General features: G+C 70.9%; 14 protein-coding genes. 9 read left to right on the forward strand and 5 right to left on the reverse strand.

What is annotated here, in order from left to right:
* The first annotated feature begins 27 nt into the window (after window positions 1-27).
* The 4 genes from WME89_RS41385 to WME89_RS41400 all read left to right on the forward strand — a co-directional run bounded on the left by WME89_RS41385 (window position 28) and on the right by WME89_RS41400 (window position 4,089).
* Window positions 28-348: a hypothetical protein gene (locus tag WME89_RS41385; RefSeq protein WP_438005094.1), complete on the forward strand. Its 321-nt coding sequence runs from the start codon at window positions 28-30 to the stop codon at window positions 346-348.
* Complete coding sequence (locus tag WME89_RS41390) at window positions 341-973, forward strand: cytochrome P450 (RefSeq protein ID WP_438005095.1); 633 nt, start codon at window positions 341-343, stop codon at window positions 971-973. Before WME89_RS41385 ends, WME89_RS41390 begins: the two co-directional genes overlap by 8 nt.
* A 146-nt stretch (window positions 974-1,119) precedes the next feature.
* The gene (locus tag WME89_RS41395; protein ID WP_438005096.1) at window positions 1,120-2,391 is read left to right on the forward strand and encodes a hypothetical protein; all 1,272 of its coding nucleotides are present in this window, start codon (window positions 1,120-1,122) and stop codon (window positions 2,389-2,391) included.
* Between the two features lie 570 nt (window positions 2,392-2,961).
* The gene (locus WME89_RS41400; RefSeq protein ID WP_438005097.1) at window positions 2,962-4,089 is read left to right on the forward strand and encodes a sugar ABC transporter substrate-binding protein; all 1,128 of its coding nucleotides are present in this window, start codon (window positions 2,962-2,964) and stop codon (window positions 4,087-4,089) included.
* A gap of 171 nt (window positions 4,090-4,260) precedes the next feature.
* Here WME89_RS41400 and WME89_RS41405 read toward each other — a convergent pair whose 3' ends face one another.
* Together WME89_RS41405 and WME89_RS41410 are read right to left on the reverse strand one after the other, a co-directional pair.
* Window positions 4,261-5,169: a glycoside hydrolase family 75 protein gene (locus WME89_RS41405; protein WP_438005098.1), complete on the reverse strand. Its 909-nt coding sequence runs from the start codon at window positions 5,167-5,169 to the stop codon at window positions 4,261-4,263.
* Window positions 5,169-5,990 carry a tetratricopeptide repeat protein gene (locus WME89_RS41410; protein WP_438005099.1) on the reverse strand — a complete coding sequence of 274 codons (822 nt, stop codon included), beginning with the start codon at window positions 5,988-5,990 and terminating at the stop codon, window positions 5,169-5,171. Before WME89_RS41410 ends, WME89_RS41405 begins: the two co-directional genes overlap by 1 nt.
* Before the next feature lie 401 nt (window positions 5,991-6,391).
* Here WME89_RS41410 and WME89_RS41415 point away from each other — a divergent pair, with 401 nt between their 5' ends.
* The 4 genes from WME89_RS41415 to WME89_RS41430 all read left to right on the forward strand — a co-directional run bounded on the left by WME89_RS41415 (window position 6,392) and on the right by WME89_RS41430 (window position 14,277).
* The gene (locus tag WME89_RS41415; protein ID WP_438005100.1) at window positions 6,392-7,729 is read left to right on the forward strand and encodes an STAS domain-containing protein; all 1,338 of its coding nucleotides are present in this window, start codon (window positions 6,392-6,394) and stop codon (window positions 7,727-7,729) included.
* A 228-nt stretch (window positions 7,730-7,957) separates the two neighbouring features.
* The gene (locus tag WME89_RS41420) at window positions 7,958-9,472 is read left to right on the forward strand and encodes a lamin tail domain-containing protein (RefSeq protein ID WP_438005101.1); all 1,515 of its coding nucleotides are present in this window, start codon (window positions 7,958-7,960) and stop codon (window positions 9,470-9,472) included.
* 320 nt (window positions 9,473-9,792) lie between these two features.
* Window positions 9,793-11,172: a cytochrome P450 gene (locus WME89_RS41425; protein WP_438005102.1), complete on the forward strand. Its 1,380-nt coding sequence runs from the start codon at window positions 9,793-9,795 to the stop codon at window positions 11,170-11,172.
* 1,005 nt (window positions 11,173-12,177) lie between these two features.
* Window positions 12,178-14,277 carry a hypothetical protein gene (locus tag WME89_RS41430; protein WP_438005103.1) on the forward strand — a complete coding sequence of 700 codons (2,100 nt, stop codon included), beginning with the start codon at window positions 12,178-12,180 and terminating at the stop codon, window positions 14,275-14,277.
* A gap of 437 nt (window positions 14,278-14,714) precedes the next feature.
* Here the strand turns inward: WME89_RS41430 and WME89_RS41435 are convergent, their stop codons facing one another.
* A complete protein-coding gene (locus WME89_RS41435; RefSeq protein WP_438005104.1) occupies window positions 14,715-15,164 on the reverse strand; it encodes a DUF6326 family protein in 450 nt (149 codons plus the stop codon).
* 73 nt (window positions 15,165-15,237) lie between these two features.
* Between WME89_RS41435 and WME89_RS41440 the strand changes: the two genes are divergently transcribed.
* Window positions 15,238-16,095, forward strand: coding sequence for a LysR family transcriptional regulator (locus tag WME89_RS41440; protein ID WP_438005105.1), 858 nt, complete (start codon window positions 15,238-15,240; stop codon window positions 16,093-16,095).
* Here WME89_RS41440 and pssA read toward each other — a convergent pair.
* Both pssA and WME89_RS41450 read right to left on the reverse strand, forming a co-directional pair.
* Entirely contained in the window at window positions 16,068-17,015 is a 948-nt protein-coding gene (pssA, locus tag WME89_RS41445; RefSeq protein WP_438005106.1) for a CDP-diacylglycerol--serine O-phosphatidyltransferase, read from the reverse strand. The genes WME89_RS41440 and pssA overlap by 28 nt on opposite strands.
* Before the next feature lie 182 nt (window positions 17,016-17,197).
* Window positions 17,198-17,836, reverse strand: coding sequence for a hypothetical protein (locus WME89_RS41450; protein ID WP_436621114.1), 639 nt, complete (start codon window positions 17,834-17,836; stop codon window positions 17,198-17,200).
* Window positions 17,837-17,842: the final 6 nt, after the last annotated feature.

Here is a 17,842-nt window from a genome sequence, read left to right on the forward strand (position 1 = left end):
GCGGCTAGGGAGAGGGAGGAGCCACCCATGCAACAGCACCCTTCCATGGCAGAACGGCGCGGCGGCCACCTCGAGCTCGACCCGTATCCGCCCGGGTTCGATGAAGACCCCTCCCCTGTGTCCGCTCGCATCACGGCCGAGGCTCCCGTCTTCTACGGGGAGCGAGGGCGGTCGTGGCTGGTCTTCCGGCACGAGGACGTCGTATCCTTGCTGCGCGATAGCCGCTTCACGACCGACCGGGCGGCGTGGGAATTCTCCCCGAGCGACGTCCTCCTCTCCTTGAACAACAAGTTCGAGCCCAGGGAAGCTCGACGCGGCGCTGAGCGTAGGGATCGACGTCGTGAGTGACACCATCGAGGAGCGCCGCCGGAAGCCGCTGGGCAACGACGTCCTCACCCTCCTCCTCCAGGCCGAGGAGCAGGGCGACCGGCTGCGCAAGGACGAGCTCGTCGCGCTGGTCGCCGCGGTGCGCGTGGGAGGGACGGAGACAACCGTCCACCTCATCTGCTTCGCGATGCACAACCTCCTCCGGTCGCCCGAGGCGCTCGGCGAGTTCAGGCGCGAGCCCGAGCTCGTCAGGAATGTCGTCGAGGAGACGCTCCGCCACGACAGCTTCGGCAAGCTGGGCATCCCGCGCCATGCGCTCGAGGACGTCGACTTTCAGGGCGCGCGGATCAGGGAGGGACAGATGGTCATGGCCATGCTGAGCAGCGCGCTGCGCAACGAGGCGGTCCGCCCCCGCGCCTCGGCGTTCGATCTCCGGCGCGGCGCCGACGCGGGCATTGCCTTCGGCCGCGGCGCCCACTATTGCATCGGGGCGGCGCTGGCTCGCCTCGACGGGCGGATAGCCATCGACACGCCCCTCAGCCGCTTTCCCGAGATGGAGCTCGCGGGGCCTGCGATCTTCGCTTCGCACCCCTCGATCCGGAAGATGACGTCATTGCCCATTCGCCTGCGCGCCTCTGCGGGATGAGCGCGGCCGCGGGCACGCCGGCGCGGGCACGCCGGCACCAGCCGATTTTCCTGGGCGGGCGCGACGCCGCCGCGAGACACCCCGGGATCCATGCGCGCGCTCATCGGCGCGCGCATGATGCGACCAACACACATCAGGGATCAACCATGCGCACAATCGCCTCGTCCTTCATCGCTCTCCTCGGCGCCGCCGCGCTCGTGGGCTGCTCTTCCTCGGACCCCGGCACCGACCCGCCGGGGGACCAGACGCCCGGGAACGAGATGCTGGAGCCTCCGGCCGAGGGCACCGGCGTGCAGTATCGAATGAACTCCACGATCGAGCCGGGGACGGAGGTCGAGCGCTGTCAGCTCTTCGTCGCGCCGCCGGAGGGGCTCAACATCAACCGGGAGAAGGTCCGGTTCTCGACCGGCAGCCACCACGTGCTCCTGTACACGACGCCCTACACCGAGATCCCGGCGGCGACGCGCGACGGCACTCCCATCGACGCGACCGAGGTCCACGACTGCAGCAAGGGCCCCCAGGCCTACTGGGAGGTCAACGGCGTGGTCGCAGGCTCCCAGTCCCCCGACGGCAACTCCTTCCTCGGCGACCTGCCGGAGGGGGTGGCGCTCAAGGTCGCTCCGGGCACGGTGCTCCTCATGAACACCCACTACCTGAACTCCTCGGCGAAGCCCCTCGATACCGATGCCCGCATCAACCTCTACACGATCGCGGATGACGAGGTGAAGACCGAGGCGGGCATGCTCTTCCACTACAACCCGTTCATCAGCGTGCCGCCGCGCGGGACGTCCTCGTCGCAGATGCGCTGCACCACCGAGAACGACATCTCGGTCGTGAGGATCCAGTCGCACATGCACCGCCGCGGCGTCGGCTACGTCGCCCGCAAGGTCGACGCCGACGGCAAGACGACGGAGCTCTATGCCCACGACCGCTGGGAGGGGGTCCCGTCGCAGGAGTTCACGCCGTTCCTCGAGGTCAAGGCGGGAGAGGCCCTGGAGTACCGCTGCGACTTCAAGAACACCGAGGACCGCAACATCGCGCAGGGCCTGACCACGAAGGACGAGATGTGCATGCTGATCGGGCCTTACTTCCCGCGGTCCGCGGCCTACGAGAACTGCAGGGACGAGGCGGGCTTCTTCACCCCGACGTGGACCGGCTCCGGGACGTCCACGTGCGCCGAGGCGCTCTCGTGCATCAACAGCACGCCCAACGGGGACGATGCCGCGTTCTACGGCTGCGTGGTGAACACCTGCGCGAGCGTCGGGCCTCAGATCTCGGAGGTGCTCTCCTGCCAGGTCAACGGCGCCTACGGCGCGTGCGACGAGGACTGCAGTCAGGACGCCGAGGCGTGCAACACGTGCATCGTCACGGCATGCGGCGCGGCGGTGGAGGCCTGCGAGGTCGCCACGTGCGACTGAGCTGAGCAGGAGGGGCGCCGCAGGATGGCGCCCCTCCGGGCTCGTCGCCGCCGGGCAGCATCAGGAGCGCGAGCGCGCGCGACCCCTCGGCCCAGGCGACACGCGACACGCGACACGCGACACGCGACACGCGACACGCGACACGCGACACGCGACACGCGACACGCGACACGCGACACGCGACACGCGACACGCGACACGCGACACGCGACACGCGACGCACCCACGCCTGAGCCAAGCTGGCAGATCCAGCTCCAGCCCTCTCGGCGCAATTCGTCCCCTCTTGACAGACTGAAGCTGCTCGTGGTCCGCTCATCGTGGACGACGTATGCGCTGTATCGGAATCGGGCTGCTCGCGGGATCAGCGTCCCTGCTCTCGGCGTGCTGCTCGATGACAGCGGCCGTCTCCCCGAGGGGGCAGTCGCCATCGGGGGCGTCCCACGTCCTCCGGCGGCGGGTCCGCCATCGGCCGCGGCCTCGATCAGGCCATGTCGCTCGCCGTCGAGGACCTGATCTTCGCTCAGAGGGGACCGCGCACGACCGGACCAACCACGGACAAGGAGGGGTGTCATGATGAGGAGTGGAGGGTGGGGGATGGTGGCTCTCGGGCTCACGGTGCTCACGGCCGCATGCGGGAGCGAGACCCCCGACGCGGGCGAGCGCCCCACCCCCATCCGGCGGATCCCGATCGTCGAGAACGAGTTCACCCCGGTGGAGCTCGAGGCGACGGTCGACACCCTGATCGCCGAGATCAACGAGAGCTCGTTTGAGCCGATGCAGATGGCGCTCGTGCTGAAGAGCGCCGTCGGCTTCTGGACATCGGTCATCACGGCGGCGAACCGCGCCATGGGTGAGCTCGAGGTCACGGGGACCGTGATCGGGCCGCTCGTACCGCAGGACGATGTCGAGGTAGCGAAGCAGCTCCTGAATGAACAGATCGAGCAGACGGTGGCGGACGGCGCGGAGGGGCTCGGCATCGCGCCCTTGAACGACGACCAGGCAGCCGTCGTCGACGAGGCGATCGCGAAGGGGGTCCACGTGGTGACGCTCGACACCGACGTGGCGACCTCGAAGCGCGCGATCCACGTGGGCACCCTCGACAGGTCTGCGGGGGCGACAGCAGGGGAAACCCTGCTCGCGATGCTGCCCCCGGCCCCGGGTACGGTGATCATCCACGGCAACGCCGACGAAGCCTGGAGCAGCGGGATCGATCGAACGCAGGGCGCCCAGGAAGTGTTCGAGGCGGCCGGCTACGAGGTCCTGGTGCGGCAATCCTCCTGGAACCCCGACGGCGAGGCCGAGGACGTCGAGGGGATGACAGCCGAGCTCGAGACCGCGGACCCGCCCGTCGTGGGCATGCTCGGCCTGTTCAACATCTCGTACCGGTGCGCGATGGCCGCAGAGGCCGCGGGCAAGACGGACATCCCCATCGTCGCCTTCGACTTCGATCCGAAGACCGTCGACTACATGCGAAAGGGGCGCATCAAGGCCACGCACATCCAGCGGCAGTACTACCAGGGTTATCTCGTGCCCTACATCCTCTACGGCATCAACAGCATCGGCCTCGAAGCGACCAAGGCGATCCTCGCGCCGCAGATGGTCGACGACAGCCGCGTGAACACCGGCCTCGACGTGGTCCCGGGGGACAAGATCGACGCCTACAACGACTTTCTCTACTCGATCGACGCGAACCAGTAGCGGCGTCGCGGCTCGGCCTCGCCGCCCGTCGCTCGGCCTCGCCGCCCGTCGCTCGGCCTCGCCGCCCGTCGCTCGGCCTCGCCGCCCGTCGCTCGGCCTCGCCGCCCGGCCTCGCCGCCCGTCGCTCGGCCTCGCCGCCCGTCGCTCGGCGGCGCGCCCGCGTCGGCCGCGTCAGGGCTCCGCGAGGAGCTCGGCCGCGAGTCGGGTCCCGAGCTCCACGGCCCTGGCGTGATCCTCGACGGGATCCACGACCGCCCCCGGCCCGCTGAAGGCAATGTAGGTCACGCCGCTCTCCACCCCGACGCCGGGCTGCTCGATGCCCAGGCCCCGCGCCATCGCGTACGAGCCCATCCCGATGGCGTCGCACTCCCCTGTGTCGCCGAGGATGCCATAAGCGACGGTGTCGCCGCGGATGACCGCCACGACGGCCCCGAGCTGGAGACCGGCGTCCGCGTGGCTCCATGTCACGACCGGGCACTCGGCCGGCCAGCCGTTCGGGGCGACCACGAACGGGAGCGAGACCGAGTCGAGCGCGTTCCCGCGGGAGTCCGTAAGGGCCGTGTGGGGGACGTCCGAGGGACACTCGGCGGACGCGTGGGAGAGACCATCGCAGTCGATCGCCATCCCCGCTTGCCAGAAGTACGCCCCGCTCAGCGCACAGACAGGGATGCTGGGCTCCTGGCCATCGAACGAGTTCCGGAAGAGCCCCGACGAGACCTGATCGCACGACGCCGTGAGCGCGAGCAGGTCGGCGGCCGTCGGCGGGACGGGCGCCTGACCCCCGCCAGCGCCGCCCACGCCGGGGCCGCCGCCCGCCGCGCCGCCGCCAGCGCCGCCCACGCCGGGGCCGCCGCCCGCGCCGCCGCCGCCCGCCGCGCCGCCGCCAGCGCCGCCCACGCCGGGGCCGCCGCCCACCGCGCCGCCGCCAGCGCCGCCCACGCCGGGGCCGCTGCCGCCGTCGCTGAACTCGAGGTCGCCGACCCCGGAGAGGCTCGTGCAGGCGGAGAGGCCGGAGAGCGCCAGCGCCGCGAGCCCTCCCGCGATACAGGCCCTCGGCCCGCCCGGCGCCGGCGCTCGCATCAGAACGCCCCCTGGAGCGCGATCCCCCCCAGGCCTACCCCGGCGCTCCAGACCACGCCGCGCCGCGCTTGCGGCAGCGCGCCCGCGGCGTCGGGCGCGCCGTCGCCGCCGGGCGCGCCGTCGCCGCTGGACCGCACCACGAGCAGCACCACGCCCGCCGCGGCCGAGGCGGCGCCGACGATGAACCCCACGGTCGACACGTGGCCCAGCGTCGTCGCGGCGTCGGCGTCACCCTGCAGCTCGGCCGGGCAGCGCCGGCCGTCGCACTGCGACTTGATGTCGGACACCTTGGAGAGCGACGCGATGCCCGTCGCGGCGCCGACACCGAGGCCCACCGCCCCGAGCCCGAACGCGATGCCGGCCGGCAGCAGCGAGCCGCCGCCCCCGGCCTGCGGGGCGGTCGGCGCGGTCGGGGCCGCGGGCGGCGGCTTCAGCGCCGCGCGGACGCCGGCGAGCTCGGTCTCGGCGTCCCTGCGCGCCTCGAGGAACGCCGGCGGCGGGTCGTCCGGGAGCGCCTCGCCGAGCACCTGCTCGTACAGGGCGCGCGCGGCCTCCAGGTTCCCGAGCTTGCGCTGGCACCGCGCCATGTAGAGCACGAGCGTCGGCGCGTGATAGAGCCGGTCCGCCTCCTGGAACGCGTCAAACGCCTCCTGCCACCGGTCGGCGCCGTAGAGCTTGAGCCCCTCGTGCGCCCTGGTCCGGGCGAGCTGCTGCGCGTCGGCCGAGGCGCCGGCCGGCGGATCCGCCGCGAGCGCGGGCGCCGCGGCCAGCAACGTCACCACGAACGCGCACCGGCGAAGACAGTTCGAGAGCATCATCATCCTTTTCATCACAGACCGAAGATCGCGTTGTCCTTGTCGCCCGCTGCGTGGCCCTGCGCCCGCACACGCGAGCTCGCCGCCGCGGCGGTCGATAGACTAGGGGGGATCGCGCGCCATCGTCCAGCGGCGACGCGGGCGGCGAGCGGTCCGGCTCCCGGGCGTGACGGGCGCGCTCGCCCGCGAGGTCCCCGGCGCGACGGCCGCGCGACGGCCGCGTGACAGCGGCGGCGCGACGGCGGCTCGGCCTCATGCATGTCGCCGCGCGCACATCGCTCACACGCCGCGCGCGGTCTTCCGCCAAGATCGCCTCACGGAAACGGATCGGATACATTGAACGTGCTACTCGCTCCCTCATGTCCGGTGTCATCAAACGCTCGGATGGACCAGCGACGAGAGCTCGGTTGAGGCTCGACAATGTCTTGACGGATGAGCGGTCGCTGGTGGAGCTGCTCCGGGTCGTCACCGTCGACGTGCACGAGGCGGCGAGCGTCGAAGAGGCGCTGCATCGCACCATCGCGCACATCTGTGACCACCTGAGCTGGCCCGTTGGACACGCGTACGTGCCGGCCGCGGACGACCCCTCTCTGCTGCTCCCCACGGCGCTCTGGTACATCAACGATGAGGTGAAGTTCGCGACCTTCAAGGCGGTCACGGAGTCGATGCAGTTCACCTCGGGGGTCGGGCTGCCAGGGAGGGTGCTCGCCAGCAAGCAGCCGGCGTGGGTGCGGAACGTCGCGGAGGACGCGAACTTCCCGCGCGCCAGGCTCGCGAAGAACCTGGGCGTCAAGGCGGGGTTCGCGTTCCCCGTGATGGTGGGCGCCGACGTGGTGGCGGTGCTGGAGTTCTTCTCCGACGCCGAGCACGGCGACGACGGGACGTTCACCCGGACCATCGGCCGCATCGCGCGGCAGCTCGGCCGCCTTTTCGAGCGCAAGCACGCGCAGGAGATGCTGAGCCGCGAGCGGGATTTCCTGGCGGGCGTGATGGACCTCGTGGACGGCCTCATCGTGGTGCTCGACGCGCGCGGGCGCATCGTCCGCATGAACCGCGCCGCCGAGCGGGCGCTGGGCGACGCGCTCGGGTTCCTCGAGCCCCGGTACCTCTGGGATCTCACGCCCGATCCGGAGGCGTCAGCGCAGCTCAGGGGCCTGTTCGAGGAGCTCGGCGCGGGCGCGCCGAAGAAGCAGGTGGAGGTCCCGTGGACGGCGCGGGACGGCGCGCGCCGGGTGACCGCCTGGTCCGGCGCGGTCCTGCGCGGCAAGGACGAGGGGGCCCGGTTCGTGATCATGACCGGCATCGACATGACGGAGCGGAGGCGCGCCGAGGAGGAGCGCGCGCGGCTCCAGGAGGAGGTGATCCAGGCGCAGGACGCGGCGCTGGCGCGGCTGTCCATGCCGCTCATCCCGCTCGGCGACGACGTGGTGGTCCTGCCGCTCATCGGCCCGCTGGAGGCCCAGCGCGCGCGGCGCATCGTCGAGGTGCTGTCGCGCGGCATCGCCGAGCGCCGCACGCGGATCGCGATCATCGACCTGACCGGCGTGGACGAGCTCGATCCGCGGTCGGTGGAGGCGCTGCTCGAGGCGGTGCGGGTCGCGGGCCTGCTCGGCGCGCGGGTGGTCCTCACGGGGATCCGCCCCGAGGTCGCCGGCCGCCTCGCCGCCGGCGGGGCAGACGTCAGCCGGCTCTCGGTGAAGGGCTCGCTGCAGAGCGGGATCGCGTTCGCCCTGGCGAGCCGCTGAGCCGCTGAGCCGCGCGCGGCGCGCGGCATGGCGCGGAGCGCCCGTCGAGGACGGGACCTCGGAGAGCGACCGCCCCTGGGCCCATGTCCCCTCGAGCCCGGGACGCGTGTCATCCGTTCGACACCGAGACCGCATCATCGCTGCATCGGACAGGGACGATCATGACTCGGCTGTGCCCCTGTTCCGTGCTGTAATGCGAAGATCCCGAGAAAGGTTCGGTGCAACGATATGCGATTGACGTCTTCCCTCTCGAAGCGGTGCGCGTGGGTCCGTCTGCAGTTGCTCGTGTCGGCGCTCGCCATGGCCGCGTGCGTGGCCGAGGCGCCGCTGGACGGGGAGGTAGGCCCGGAGACGGACATCCTCGGGGAGCACAGCGACGCGCTCTCGACGCGCGTCCGGCTCATGGCCGCGAACCTCACGAGCGGCACGAACCAGAGCTACGATCCCGGGCACGGCAGGCGCATCATGCAAGGTGTGAAGCCGGATATCGTGATGCTGCAAGAGTTCAACTACGGCAGCAACAGCACGTCCGACATCCGCGCCTTCGTGGACCTCGCGTTCGGCACCGGCTTCAGCTACTACCGCGAGGCCGGGGCGCAGATCCCGAACGGGGTCGTGAGCCGGTGGCCGATCGTCGCGTCCGGCGAGTGGGACGACTCCTCGGTGAGCAACCGGGACTTCGCCTGGGCGCGGATCGACATCCCCGGTCCGGTCGACCTCTGGGCCGTCAGCGTCCACCTCCTGACCTCGAGCGCGGGCGCGCGCAACACGGAGGCGACGCAGCTCGCCTCGTTCATCGACGCGGTCGTGCCCGACGGCGATTACCTGGTCATCGGCGGCGATTTCAACACGTCGGTCAGGAGCGAGTCGTGCATCGCGACCTTGAACAACGAGGGTGTCGTCGTCACGTCCAGCCCCTATCCCGCCGACGCGAGCGGGAACACGAACACCAACGCGGGCAGGACCAAGCCCTATGACTGGGTGCTCGTCGACGGCGATCTGGACCCCTTCGAGACCGCCGTCACGATCGGCGGGAGCAGCTTCACGAACGGCCTCGTGGTGGACACGCGCGTCTACTCGCCGATCACGGCCATCAGCCCGGCGCTCTCGGCGGACAGCGGCGCCTCGAACATGCAGCACATGGGCGTCGTGCGCGACTTCCTGATCCCCGACGGCAGCGGCGGCACCGGCGGCACCGGCGGCACCGGCGGCACCGGCGGCAGCGGCGGCACCGGCGGCACCGGGGGCACCGGCGGCACCGGCGGCACCGGCACGGCCACCGTGATCATCAACGAGATCCTCGCGAACGAGCCTGGCAGCAACCCGGACGGCGAGTTTGTCGAGATCGTCAACATCGGCACCGGGACCGCCGCGATCGGCGGGTGGAAGCTCGCCGACAGCTCGGCGACGCGGCACACCTTCCCCTCCGGCGCGTCGCTCGCCCCGATGACGGCCGTGGTGGTGTACGGCAGCGCCGGGGCCGTGCCCGGCGGCGTGAGCGGAGCCGTCGGGGCGTCCTCGGGCGCGCTGGGCCTCGGCAACAGCGGCGACACGATCACGCTGCAGACCGCCTCGGGGGCGACCGTGGATACCGTGACGTACGGGAGCGCGCTCGCGAACACGGACGGTGTGTCGATGAACCGCAGCCCCGATCTGTCCGCAGGGGCGTCGTTGTTCGTGCTCCACAGCAACCTCGGCGGGAGCTCGTCCCCGGGCAAGCGCGTGAACGGCACGGCGTTCTGAGGCTAGCCGGCGTGATGGGCGGGGAAGAGTGGATCGACCCGCCAGGACGCCAGGGACGTCGCGCACCCTATCCAGTCGGCAGCTGGCTCGCTCTCTCCGTTCTCCCCAACCGGAACCCGGACTGGGGCTCGGTCAACGTGACGTGACGAGCAGATCTGCCCCGGCCCCCGCCGCCCCGAGCTGCGCTGGGCGCGCCATCGCCGCGCCCTGGCGCTCACGCTTCCTCCAGCTGCTCCCCCTCGATCGCGATACGTGATCCGCCTCACGATCCCGGCACCCAGGCCGCCGGCGCGATGGTACAAGACGAGCTCGCACGCGCCATGAGCACCACCCTCCCCGCCTCTCTCACCGACCTCCCGCTCCTGCGGGGCCGCAATCCCCTCGCCCGCCGCGTCCAGACCCGGCATGGCTTCCCCATCCTCCCCGGCGGCTTCCCGGTCGTGGGCCACATGCCGGCGATCGCCGTCGACGAGCTCGGCCTGCTCCGCGAGGGCCAGCGCCGCTTCGGCTCCCTCTTCTTCTGGAGCCAGGGCTTCAAGGAATGGCACCTCGTCTACGCCTCGAACGAGGCCTTCTCGCTCTTCAAGAGCAAGGCGCTCGACTCCTCGTATCTGACCGAGGGCGGGCTCGGCAACCTGTTCGGCCAGACGCTGATGGCCCACGACGGCGCCTCGCACCGCCACATCCGCACCGCGATGAACGGGCCCTTCTCGCCGAAGGGCCTCGACGCCGCGGAGGTCGGCGCGATCGTCGCGACGAGCGTCGAGCGCAGGGTCCGCTCCTGGCTCGGCCGGCGCGACGTCCTGGTGCTGCGCGAGACCCGCGAGCTGGCCCTGGAGGTGATGTTCAAGATCACCGGCGTCGAGGACGACGAGCTCCCCGAGTGGCGCCACCACTACGAAGATCTGATGCTCCTGGTCCTCAACCTGCCCTTCGACGTGCCGGGCTCGCCGCGACGCCGCGGCCTCCGCGCCCGCGACTGGATCGACGCGCGCGTCCGCCGGATCCTCGCCGACGTGCGCGCCCGCGGCGAGGCGAAGGGTCTCCTGCCCGCGCTGCTCCAGGCCCGCGACGAGGACGGCGAGCCCCTCTCGGAGGAGGATCTGGTGGGCAACCTCCGCCTGCTCCTCCTCGCCGGCCACGAGACCTCGGCCTCGACGATGGCCTGGTGCGTCGCCCACCTCGCCGAGAGCCCCGCGATCTGGCGCGCGCTCCGCGAAGAGGCGTCGAGCGCGCCGGATCTCCCGCGCTCGCCCGCGGATCTCCGCCGCTTCCCCTTCGCCGAGGCCGTGTTCCGCGAGGCGCTCCGCCTCCACCCGCCGGTGGCCGCCGACGCCCGCCGCGCCGTCGCCGATTTCGAGCTCGAAGGCCGCGCGGTCCCCGGAGGGACCATCGTGGCGATACCGCTGGTCCTGCTCTCGCGCGATCCCGAGCTCTACCCGGATCCGGACAGCTACCGCCCCGAGCGCTGGCTCGGCCGCAAGGAGGCGATCTCACCGCTCGAGATCGCCCAGTTCGGCGGCGGCGCGCACTTCTGCCTCGGCTATCACCTCGCCTGGATGGAGATCGTCCAGTTCCTCGTCGCGCTCGGGCGGCTGCTCCCGGCCTCCGGCCCCAGGCTCCAGGGCGGATTCCCTGCCTCGCGCTACCTCCCGGTGCTCCGCCCCGCGGCGGGCACGCGCGCCCGCTTCGACGGCTGAGCCACCGCCGGGCCGGCGCGCGCGCCGCCGTCGAAGCGATCGGCTCAGGCGCGCTGGGCGTGCGGTGAGCGGCGGTAGACGATCCGGCCGCCTGTCTTCGACAGCGCGTAGGCGAACCCGAGCTCGAGGTTGGAGCGGGTGACGACGCTCCCGAGATCCACGCCCTGCTCCACCATCAGCCGCGCCGCCGCCACCTGGCCGGACTGAAGTAATTTGAATTACAAAATCTACCCTGCAAAAAAACGACGCGACCGCCGCCGATCGCGTGAAGGATGAGCGGGCTCACCAGCATTCAAGCGAGCGTGCGGTGCTGCTCGACGATCCTGGCCCAGCGCCCAGCGCCCGGCCCCCCGGCGCCCTCGGCCTGGAGGAGCCCACCTCACCGGCCGGGCTCCGACACGGACCTCGAGCCGGAAGCGAGCCCCCGCCTGACCTCTTCCACGCGGAGCGCGACGGTCACCGATCGAGCTTCGCGCCATCCAACACGCGCCGGAGCACCAGCAGCGAACCGATCGTGATCCCCACATAACGACATCGTCGCTTTGCAGCGCGCCGCCCGGCGGGCGAACGGCGCTCCTTTGCAGGTGAGTTCACGGACCGCTCCGGCGCGGCGCCGACATCGTCTATTTTGTGGGCCGAGCCAGGAGACTTCGCGGCAGCGCGTGAGCCATGGACAGGACATCTCGCAAGAGACGGTAGTTCTTGCCCCGACGGTAAATCGTATTAACATCCCTGTCGCGCTCGCCCCCGGCTCATCGCCGGATGCAGCTGGGCGCGAGCAGTTCGTCGCAAGTTCGTCAACGCGACGAGTCGATGAGGCCACGTGTCATGACATCGTGGCCTCCGGCGACGCACGCCCAGGAATGGGCGAGCGCGCCCGATCGGCTCGTCGGGCAGGGCGCGGCGCTCTACCGCGCTCGCCTGGACTCCGTGTCTCTTCGTCCGTGAGCGCGCGCCCACCGACGTGGCGCGCGCTCGTCACTGTGGCCGTTTCCTGGAGGTTTCATGCTGTTCAATCGTTCGAGTTCGAACATCCCCGTCCGCACCTCGTCTGGTCTCGGCTCCGCCGGCGCATGGCGGAGGGCGCGGCACGCCGCGCTGGCCGCGCTCGCGCTCCTGCCCGCTTCGTGCGCGGACTTCGATCAGGGCGACGGGGATCTCGACGATTCCAGCGAGATGTCCGAGCTCTCGGAGGGCGAGCTCGGCGAGGCCGCCGAGGAGCTCACGCTGCCGTTCGCGATCGATCGGCGAAAGTCGCTCATCGTCACGGACGTCGATATCGTGTCCCAGTTCTCGCTGCAGGCGGTGCTCCAGCAGCTCATCACCCAGTCGGGCGTCTCGGGCCTGACACCCCTCACGCTGTTCCGCCGGATGATGGACACCCACCGGACCACCGCGAACGGGGTCTTCTCCTCCGTCCAGCACTGCGACGCCGTGGCGGCCAATACGGCCGATATCTATCCCCCCGGGTCCTCGAACCCGGCCGAGCAGCCCACCGGCTCGATCAACGGGTGGCCGGTCCTCTGCCCGCGCGCCGTGGGGGACGAGGCCGCGAGTGATCCGTTCGCCGACCCCAACGCCGACAGCGCGTACATGGCCACGACCCTGTCGAACCGCTTCGACCTCGCGCCTCCGGACGGCTCCAACTGCGGTGAGTACCGGGTCGTCTTCGCGAGGAAGGGCGGCGCGTCCGACTCGAACAGCCTCCAGCGGAACTTCATCATCTTCGAGGCGCGGCTGCCCAACCCGAACCCGAGCCAGGGCCGGGCGGCGTGCCTCCCGGTGGTCAACTTCTGGCTGAACCAGTCGGACCCCGCGAAGAGCGTGACGACGCGGAAGAACGAGCTCCTGAACTTCTACTTCACCGGCCTCACCGGGTTCGCGCCCGTCGTCCACATCGACCACTACGGCCACGCGGCCGGGCCGGACCACGGCCAGATCCGGACCAACGAGTTCCTGAACGGCACGACGCCGCCCGCCGCCTGGTCGCTCCGGGAGTTCAGGCTCATCCACGGCACGAGCGGCAGCCCCTCGCTGAACATCGTCCCTTCCTTCGTCAAGGACAACCCGGCCGCGCGGCTCTTCTCGCCGGCCGCGTCGAGCGATGCGCGGGTCACGAACTTCCGGAGCACCGTCTTCCCGAACGTGGTGGAGCGGCTCGCCGCGACCGACGACATCAACCGCTTCGCGTACCCGTCGGCCCTGCCCGACTCGAACAACGCGGGCGAGAGCCTGATGATTCCCCTCCAGAACAACTACCTGAACGCGATCGGCACCGGGACGTCGACGCTGAGGACCAACATCGAGAACAAGCTGACCACCCTGCTGGGCAGCGACCTGTCCGGCACGGCCGGCAACCTGTCCGTGGACCAGGTCGTGGCCCGCGCCGAGACCCTCGCCTGCTCCGGGTGCCACGAGCCGCAGGACCGCAACGGCAACCCGGCGAGCGCCTTCGACGTCGGCGTGCCGAGCGGCCCCTTCCCGAACACGCTCGTCTTCACCCAGACCTCCGAGAAGACGGAGCCGATCAGCGCGAGCAACCCGAGCGGTCCACGGCGCTTCCTCATCTCGCCGGCCCTCATCAACGTGTTCCTCCCGTTCCGCGAGAAGGTGATGACCGATTACCTCCTCAACAACCCGATCCTCGGGTTCGAGAAGCCGGGCGCGTGGACCTCGCCGCAGGCGTTGCTCGCGGTCCACACGGGCCGGGTGAAGGAGGGCATCTCGTCGCTGGAGGTCCGGACGCCGGCGTCGTTCAACGCGATCGTCAGCCCGAACTTCAGCACCGCGGGGTTCACGCCGGTGGGCAACAAGATCAAGCTCGATCTCTTCATCTCGAAGGTGCAGCCGAACCCGAGCTGGGTCGGCACGATCGAGGTGCTGATCTCGATCCCGTCCGCCGGCATCAACAACCAGTGGGTCGGGAACGTCGTGCTCAACAGCTTCACCCGGGGCGCGTTCAACGTCATCCCGTTCCCGCAGCTCGCGGCGGCCACCATCACCGCGCTCAACGCCGCGCCGAGCGACGTGAAGCTGCAGTTCAACCTGAACGTCACGGCCAACTCCGGCCCGTACTACCTGGACAACGTCCGGTTCGAGAACTGAGCCCCGCCGCGCTCGCCAGCGCCCTCCCCGAGCGCCGATGACCGGCGCTCGGGGATCCCTTCTCCTGCCACGAGGCTGAGGCACCCCCTCAAATTCTTCGGAAAATTCACAGGGAGGCGGGGAGACGGGGAGGGAAATCTTCAAATACTCCCCTCCTCCCCGCCTCCCTGTTCAATTTCTCCGCTGAAAATGGCTGCAAATGAGGGGATTTCTCGGGCCGCGAGGAGCTCACGCCCATGAAGAGCTCCTCGCCGACGTCGCTGTAACGTAGAAAGCGGCACAAGCAGCTCTGGCTAGGACGCCGAACAGGTTGAAACCCGAGAAAATGAACCACAGAGGCACAGAGGGCACAGAGGTTTTTTGTTGTTCCTCTGTGTCCTCTGTGCCTCTGTGGTTCCAATCTATTCATTCCCGGGCGATCCAAGCTGATCGGTGCGCTAGGCGAGGCTGGGTGGCTCCCACCGCCAGGCCAGGACCACGATGAGCGTCGTGCACGCGATCTCGATCAACGCAAAGAAGAGATAATAGCCGGTGGGGTGACCGATCCAGAGCGTCCCCGCGACGGCCGCGGTCTTGATGATGCCGGCGACGATGTTGGCCCACCGGTTGGCCCGATGCGGCAGGACGCGCGACAGGAGCGTCATCGCGATCGGGATCTCCATGAGCACGGCGGCGCCGAAGAGGAACTCGCCGGTGATCTGGAGTGAGCCGACCTGGCCGCGCAGGAACTGCGCCAGGAGCGTCGAGTCCATCAGCCCCATGACGTCGGCATAGAGGTAGTTGAACATCGCGAAGACCCACAGCGCCGAGAGGAGGCGTTTCATGTCCCGGGGCGGCGGGTGGATCGCGGCGGACGGGGTCGAGAGCGTGCGTTCCGGGTGCGGCATGCGGCCAACCTAGCGGTTCGTCCGCGTTCAGTCGCTGATTGAATCGGCAGACTCGCTGTGCAACGGTGCACAGGTGGACTGGGACGACCTGCGGCATGTGCTCGCCCTCTCGCGTCACCGGACGCTGAGCCGGGCTGGCGTCGAGCTGCGGACGACCCACACGACGGTAGCGCGCCGCATCCGAGCGCTCGAGGAGCGCCTGGGGGTCCGGCTCTTCGCGCAGATGCCCGACGGCTACGAGGCCACGGCGGCGGGCCAGGACGTGGTGGAGGTCGCCGAGCGGACCGAGGCCGAGCTGCTTGCGCTCGAGGCGCGGGTGCTCGGCCAGGATGCGCAGCTCCAGGGGAAGCTGCGCGTGTCGACGATGGACATGCTCTTTCGCGTGTACCAACCGGCGTTCTCGTCGTTCGCCGAGCGCTACCCGGGCATCGAGCTGACGGTCGCCTCCGGCGACAGCGAGGTCAGCCTGCCGCGCCGCGAGGCGGACGTCGTGTTGCGCATGACGCGCTCGCCCCCCGAGCACCTCGTGGGACGCAAGGTCGGCCGCATCCAGTTCGCGGTGTACGCGAGCAAGGCCCTCGTCGAGCGCGCGGGGCCGCAGGCGAGCTACTCCGACTTCCCCTGGATCCACTGGGACGAGCGGCTCGACCCGCGGTGGCTCGACGCGTGGCTCGCGGCGAATGTTCCGGACGCGCGCATCGCGATGCGGGTGGATTTCGGCTCGCTGGCGACCCAGGAGGCGGTCGCCGCGGGCGTGGGCGCGCACTTCCTCGCCTGCATCGCGGCGGGCGGCGACCCGCGGCTCGCGCGCATCGGCCCGATCGACCCCGCGTACGACCGCGATCTCTGGCTCCTGACGCTCCCCGAGCTGAAGAACGTGAACCGCATCCGCGCGTTCATGGATCACATGACCGAGGCCCTGTCGGTCTGACGCCGCGCTCGCACGCCAGCCGCGCGAGCGCCGACGCTGGGCCACCGCGCACGCCGGTATCGAAGCCCCAGGCGCCAGAGCGACTCGACGACGCCGAGCAGGACATAGGCGCCGATCAGCCAGACGACGACGAACCCCGGCGCCCACCGGGCCGAGATGAGCGCGCTCGACCCGAGGGCGAGCGCGGCGAGCACCGCTGTGCGGGCGTCGAGGCGCAGATCCTTGAACGAGCGGAACCGGATCGTCGACACCATGAGGAGCGAGAGGAGGAGCGTCGTCGCGAGGACGGCCGGCGCCGCGCCGGCGCCGCCGGGCTGCCCGGCCGCGGCGCGGTGGGTCATCACGATCGCGACGAGGATCCCGGCCGCGCCGGTGACGGGCAGGCCGACGATGTACCTCGGGGGCGCCGCGGACCGGGCCGCGTCGCGGGTCGCGAGGACGTTGAAGCGAGCGAGCCGGATCGCGCCGCACGCGATGAACACGAACCCGCCGAGCACGCCGGCGAGGCCGAGGCGGTGCAGCGCCCACTGGTACACGAGCACCGACGGGGCCACGCCGAACGAGACGAGATCGGCGAGCGAGTCGAGCTGGAGGCCAAACGCGCTCTGGGTGCGCGTCATCCGTGCGACGCGGCCGTCGAGCGTGTCGGAGAGCATCGCGAAGAGGATGAGGAGCGCGGCGCGCTGGAAGTCGTCGTCGGACCGCGCCGAGGCCGAGAGCCGCACCGAGTCGAAGCCGCAGAAGACAGAGGAGAGGGTGATCAGGTTGGGGAGGAGGTACAGGGGCCTCCTCGGCGCGGGCCGCGGCCGCCGCGCCGCCCCGCCGCGCGGCCGCTCGGGAGGCGCGCCCGGCCCCTGCCCTGCGCTCGCCGCGCGCCGCGGCCCGACGGCGCCCCGCGCTGCTGGATGACGTTCTGACATGAAGGATGGCGATCCCGCGGACATCGGCGTCGCGCGGCAAGGGGCCGGCGGCCCGACGTGCGCGCTCGGCCGGCCTCGTAGTACACGAGGCCGCTCGCCTTCAAGCCGAGAGTCGGCCGGCCTCGTGGTACACGAGGCCGCTCGCCTTCAAGCCGAGAGCGCGCGCGCAGCCCGCACGACCGTCAGAGCACGACCGCGAGGACGCCGGCGCCGATGAGCGCGACGGCCCAGGCCCGGTCGAGGTTGAACCAGGCCGTGCGGAGGATCGCGACGCCGAGCTTGTGGTAGACGACGAGCGCGACCGCGGCGGCCGCCGCCATCATGGCGGCCGTGTGCACGAGGACGGCGGCGAGGTAGCCCGGAGGGCTCGTCAGCGACAGGCCCGCTGCGCTGTGGCAGCCGCCGCCATGGCACGGCGCCGGGTTGTCCGCGCCGAGCAGAAAGACCGGCAGCAGCATGAGCCCCGCGCCGTGCGCGGTGGCCATCAGGAAGGACCACCAGGTCAGGTCGCGGAAGCCCACGCGCATCCCGACCCACCGCGGGTGGCGCGGCCTCACGAGCTTCAGCACGCCGAACGCGACCAGCGCCGCCGCCGTGAGCCAGCGGAGCGCCGAGGCCGGGACGCTCGCCAGCCCGAGCCCGAGCAGCGCGACCGTGAGGCCGATCGACGCCGCGTGGCCGAGCGCGATCGGGACGAGCGCCCGCCGCACCGCGCTGCTGCGCTTCTCCTGCAGGCCGAGCGCGACGGCGAACAGCCACCCCATGCCGGGGTTGATGCCATGATAGGCGCCGAGCAGCGCCAGCGTGAGCCAGGGCGTCATGGCCAG

Source organism: Sorangium sp. So ce321 (assembly GCF_051530195.1).
In the GTDB taxonomy this organism is placed as follows: Bacteria; Myxococcota_A; Polyangia; order Polyangiales; family Polyangiaceae; genus Sorangium.